The 2,099-nt window shown below is 48.5% G+C and carries 2 protein-coding genes; both read left to right on the top strand.

Annotation, left to right across the window (positions count from 1 at the left end):
- Positions 1-341: 341 nt before the first annotated feature.
- Positions 342-866: a Rha family transcriptional regulator gene (locus ACTBDZ_RS17265; RefSeq protein ID WP_438816203.1), complete on the top strand. Its 525-nt coding sequence runs from the start codon at positions 342-344 to the stop codon at positions 864-866.
- A gap of 63 nt (positions 867-929) precedes the next feature.
- A complete protein-coding gene (locus ACTBDZ_RS17260) occupies positions 930-1,634 on the top strand; it encodes a phage antirepressor KilAC domain-containing protein (RefSeq protein ID WP_438816202.1) in 705 nt (234 codons plus the stop codon).
- The last annotated feature ends 465 nt before the right edge of the window (positions 1,635-2,099 follow it).

The raw sequence follows: 2,099 nt of genomic DNA, 5'->3' as shown, positions 1-2,099 counted from the left end.
AAGAACCCGCATTCCACAAGGGCTACAGCTATTTTGTGCAGGCCAACAATCGAAATCCACCACACCATTGACGCAAGGAGAACCCATGCGCTATAGTCACTCTGCATCTGCAAATTCAGGTGCCGGGATTGGTCTCCCGCCGAGATTCACCGCGACAGAATGACACGCCGCGAGCGTGTTTTTTTATGTCGTAATCTAGCTACATCTCAATGGTGGGCTGGATGGGGGAGCCGCAAGGCTCGCCGGAAGGTGAACCCGGTAAGACCAACTCCGTTCAGTTCACCACCCTAGATTGGTCTCGACGGTGGTGAGGTAGGTTTAGTTCACTATCGGAGGCTATCATGGCCCTTCATACATCTCTTGCCACACCTACAGTTACCATCCATAACGGTAAAGCCGTTACAACGTCTATTGCTGTCGCTGAATATTTTGAAAAGCAGCACAAAGATGTACTAAAAAAGATCAGATCTCTCGAATGCTCTGCAGCTTTTACGACAGCAAACTTTTGCGCCGTCGGAGTGGAAGTAAAGGCTGGCTTCGACAAACGTGAAATTGAAGCTTATGAAATGACCAAAGACGGCTTCGTCTTCCTCGTCATGGGCTTTACGGGCAAAAAAGCAGCAGCGTTCAAAGAAGCTTACATTGCGGAGTTTAACCGCATGGAAGAGCAGCTTAATGGTACAGTTGCCGTCAGTGGCGTAACCAGCGAAATACTACTTACCCTTCAAGATAATAAAGTCATCAGCTCCCGGCCAATCGCTGATGACGAATATGTTGCCAGTCTCGATACCTTATTTGAAATCGCGCGTCGAGCTGACTATCTCGTCATACACAAAGACGACCTGATTAAAAAGCTCGGTAGCTAATCATCCCGCTCCGGTAACGTGCCGGGGTTCCATTAATCACATTGACTTGTGAGAGGTTTACTCATGCAAAATTTAGTTTCTGAACATATTTTAACCATGTCCAGCCGTGAGATTGCGGTGCTGACCGAAAAGCAGCATAAACATGTGCTGGAAGACTGCCGCAAAATGTTCGAGGCGCTCAATATTCAATCGGCCGACTTTTCGGCTGATTACAAAGACAGCAAAGGACGCGTCTATCAGGAGTTTTTGCTTGACCAGGACTTAACGATGACGCTTGTCATGGGGTACAGCATCGAACTTCGCCATAAAGTCGCCAAGCGCTGGCGTGAACTGGAAAAACAGTTAGCCATCCCCGCAGACCCCATTCAGATGCTCAACGACCCGGCAGCCATGCGCGGTATTCTGCTTACCTACACCGAAAAGGTTATCGCTCTTGAAAGCAAGGTAGAGGAGATGGCCCCCGACGTAAAAGCCCTGCACCGCATCGCCAAATCTGACGGCGGCATGTGCATCACCAACGCTGCAAAGGAGTTGCAGGTACGCCCCAAAGACCTGTTCGCCTTTCTCCGTGAGCGTGGCTGGATTTATCGCCGTATTGGGGGAAAGAACTGGATGGCCTACCAGAGCAAAATCCAGTCCGGCTACCTCGAGCATAAAATATCCATTATCCCCTGTGACGACGGCACCGACAAAATCCGCGAGCAGGTGCTGGTGACACCGAAGGGACTGGCAAAGCTGTCTCAAACTTTCTGCCTCGAACCGGCATAATTAAACCCTTTTCCCGCTACGGTATCGTGTCAAATTTCCACTCAATCGTTTAACCACGAGGAATTTTTACATGCAAAATTTAATATCTGAACATGTTTTAACCATGTCCAGCCGCGAGATTGCGGAGCTGACAGAAAAGCAACAATAAGAACGTCAAGCGAGACAGGCTTTGTTGAATAAATAGATTTTATGCTGGCAGCCAAGTGAAACGACGGATCCTCGCAACGCAAAATCATGCAGTTAGGCCTCATGAGAAAACTGTACACCTAAGATGACAAGCATTTTCTACCAAAACTGGCATAGAAAAACAGCATGATTACCTATTATTCAACAAAGCCGCGAGACATCGAAAAGATGCTCGTTGACCTGGGAGAAGATACGCTCAGTTTTGAGCACATCTATCTGGACTCCATGAATCGCCAGCAGACTGAGTACCTACTCGACCGCGACCACACCGAATTCCTG

The sequence above is a fragment of the Symbiopectobacterium sp. genome (assembly GCF_051710365.1).
GTDB lineage: Bacteria > Pseudomonadota > Gammaproteobacteria > Enterobacterales > Enterobacteriaceae > Symbiopectobacterium.
Note: the sequence above shows the minus strand (reverse complement) of the source record. Positions and strands in the feature narration are given on the sequence as shown.